Source organism: Zobellella denitrificans, from assembly GCF_002237365.1.
Taxonomy (GTDB): Bacteria; Pseudomonadota; Gammaproteobacteria; order Enterobacterales; family Aeromonadaceae; genus Oceanimonas; species Oceanimonas denitrificans.
This window is the reverse complement of the sequence record NZ_NMUO01000169.1, coordinates 1-2,334: the sequence shown is the minus strand read 5'-3', so window position 1 is coordinate 2,334 and position 2,334 is coordinate 1. Positions and strand designations below refer to the sequence as shown.

Genomic DNA, 2,334 nt, shown 5'->3' with positions numbered 1-2,334 from the left:
CTGCGCACCCAGCGGCACGCGCGCCTGGGCGAGATCCCCATGATGACGCAGCCGGTACGGGCCAGCGCCTGGGCCAGCCCGGCGCCGGCAACGGCCCCCGCCCTGGGGGAGCACGACGCCGAGTTGTTCCGACCCTAAGCCGGCCCATTCCCACTTTCATTACGCCACACCGGCGCGGCCGGTGGGCCCCGTTGCGCCCTGGTGTCAGGGGGCGACGGCATACCGACAACCCAAGGAGAGGATCACCATGAACATCACCATTACCGAAGACGATCGGATGCTGGCCGACGCCATGCAGCGCTTTTGCCGGGAGGTGATAGCGCCGGCGGCGGCGGACATAGACGAAGGCAGCCATTCGGCGGTCCGCCACCGGGCGGCGCTGTCCGACATCGGCATCATGGGCATGAACCTGCCGGAACACTGCGGCGGCACCGGGGTGTCGGCGGTGGCGCTCTATCTGGCGGTGGAGCAACTGGCGGCGGCCTGCGGCTCCACCGCCTCCATGGTGACCGCCCATTTCCTGGCGACCGACTCCATCCTGCACGGTGGCACCGAGGCGCAGCGCCGGCGCTGGCTGCCGGGGGCGGCCAGCGGCGAGCTGTTGGGGGCCTTTGCCCTGACCGAGCCCAACGCCGGCTCCAATCCGGCGGCGATGCGCACCCTGGCGGAAAAAACCGGCTCGGGCTACCGGCTGCGCGGGGTGAAGCACTTTATCTCCAACGCCGCCGAGGCGGACTTTCTGGTGGTGTATGCCAAAACCGACAAGAGCGCCGGCCACAGGGGCATCAGTGCCTTTATCGTCGATCGCCACGCGGCCGGGGTGGCGGTGAGCGCACCCGAGCGGACCATGGGCCTCAGGGGCGGGCATGTGTTCGAGGTGGCGCTGGACTGCGAGGTGCCGGCCGACCGCCTGCTGGGCGGCGAAGAGGGCCGGGGCTTTCGCACCGCCATGCAGGTGCTGGACAACGGCCGGGTGGAAATTGCCGCCAGTTGCACCGGCATTGCCGGTGCCGCCCTCGAGGCGGCCCTGCACTGGGCCAGGACCCGCGAGGTCAACGATCACCCCATCGCCGAGTTCCAGGGGCTGCAGTGGATGCTGGCCGACATGGCCACCGAGCTGGAGGCGGCGCGGATGTTCGGCCTGCGGGCGGCCACCAGGCGCGAACAGGGGGAACGCTTTTCCCAGGAGTCGGCCATGGCCAAGCTCTACGCCTCGGAAGCGGCCGGCCGCATTGCCGACAGGGCGCTGCAGATCCACGGCGGCTATGGCTACACCCGGGAAATGCCGCTCGAGCGCTATGTGCGGGACCTGCGCATCATGCGCATCTACGAAGGCTCGTCCGAAGTGCAGCGCAACATCATAGCGCGCACCCTGCTGAACCACTGAGGAGCAACGGCGATGAAGATACTGGTCACGGTAAAAAGGGTCATCGATTACAACGTCAGGGTCAGGGTGAGGGCGGATCAGAAAGACGTGGATCTGGCCAACGTCAAGATGGCGCTCAACCCCTTCTGTGAAATTGCGGTGGAAGAGGCGGTGCGGCTGAAGGAAGCGGGCGTCGCCTCCGAGGTGGTGGTGGTGTCGGTCGGGCCCCAGGAGGTGCAGGAGCAGATCCGCGCCGCCCTGGCCCTGGGCGCCGATCGCGGCATCCATGTGCACACCGAACAACTGCCCGAGCCGCTGTCGGTGGCGCGCTTGCTGGCGCGGCTGGTGGAGCGGGAGCAGCCGGGGCTGGTGATCCTCGGCAAACAGGGCATCGACGCCGACCACAACCAGACCGGGCAGATGCTGGCCGCGCTCACCGGCATGGGCCAGGGCACCTTCGCCTCGGCGGTGAAGATTGCAGGGCAGGAGGCACTGGTTACCCGGGAAGTGGATGGCGGCCTGCAGACCCTGGCGTTGCGGCTGCCGGCGGTGGTGACCACGGACCTGCGGCTGAACGAGCCGCGCTATGCCGCCCTGCCCAGCATCATGAAGGCGAAGAAGAAGCCGCTGGAGCCGTGCACCCCGGAGGCGCTGGGGGTGAGCCTGCGGGCCCACAGCGAGCTGCTTGGGGTGACGCCGCCGGCGGAGCGCCAGGGCGGGGTCATGGTGGGCTCGGTGGAAGAGCTGGTCGACAAACTGAAACACGAAGCGAAGGTGATCTGATGGCTATCCTGATCGTTGCGGAACACGACAACCGTATCCTCAAGGCCGCCACCCTGAATACGGTGGCCGCCGCCCGCCAGCTGGGCGGGGAACTCATAGTGCTGGTGGCGGGCCAGGGCTGCCGGGCCGCGGGGCGCCACCAGCACGACTAGGTTCCCGCCCCACTGGGCACGTCTCCTATACCA

General features: G+C 68.6%; 3 protein-coding genes. All 3 read left to right on the top strand.

The genetic code is table 11. The annotated features are described in order from the left end of the window. Window positions 1-247: 247 nt before the first annotated feature. Genes CGX12_RS19055 through CGX12_RS19990 form a run of 3 tightly spaced genes read left to right on the top strand, consistent with a single transcriptional unit; the run spans window position 248 to window position 2,301 of the window. Window positions 248-1,387, top strand: coding sequence for an acyl-CoA dehydrogenase family protein (locus CGX12_RS19055; RefSeq protein WP_094041441.1), 1,140 nt, complete (start codon window positions 248-250; stop codon window positions 1,385-1,387). 12 nt (window positions 1,388-1,399) lie between these two features. Next, window positions 1,400-2,149 carry an electron transfer flavoprotein subunit beta/FixA family protein gene (locus tag CGX12_RS19050; protein WP_094041440.1) on the top strand — a complete coding sequence of 250 codons (750 nt, stop codon included), beginning with the start codon at window positions 1,400-1,402 and terminating at the stop codon, window positions 2,147-2,149. After that, window positions 2,149-2,301 carry an adenine nucleotide alpha hydrolase family protein gene (locus CGX12_RS19990; protein WP_176442119.1) on the top strand — a complete coding sequence of 51 codons (153 nt, stop codon included), beginning with the start codon at window positions 2,149-2,151 and terminating at the stop codon, window positions 2,299-2,301. The genes CGX12_RS19050 and CGX12_RS19990 overlap by 1 nt, the downstream gene beginning before the upstream one ends. The last annotated feature ends 33 nt before the right edge of the window (window positions 2,302-2,334 follow it).

Bases quoted from the DNA above. Each gene is read 5' to 3' on its own strand.
- CGX12_RS19055 (WP_094041441.1), top strand. From the start codon at position 248: ATGAACATCACCATTACCGAAGACGATCGGATGCTGGCCGACGCCATG.
- CGX12_RS19050 (WP_094041440.1), top strand. From the start codon at position 1,400: ATGAAGATACTGGTCACGGTAAAAAGGGTCATCGATTACAACGTCAGG.
- CGX12_RS19990 (WP_176442119.1), top strand. From the start codon at position 2,149: ATGGCTATCCTGATCGTTGCGGAACACGACAACCGTATCCTCAAGGCC.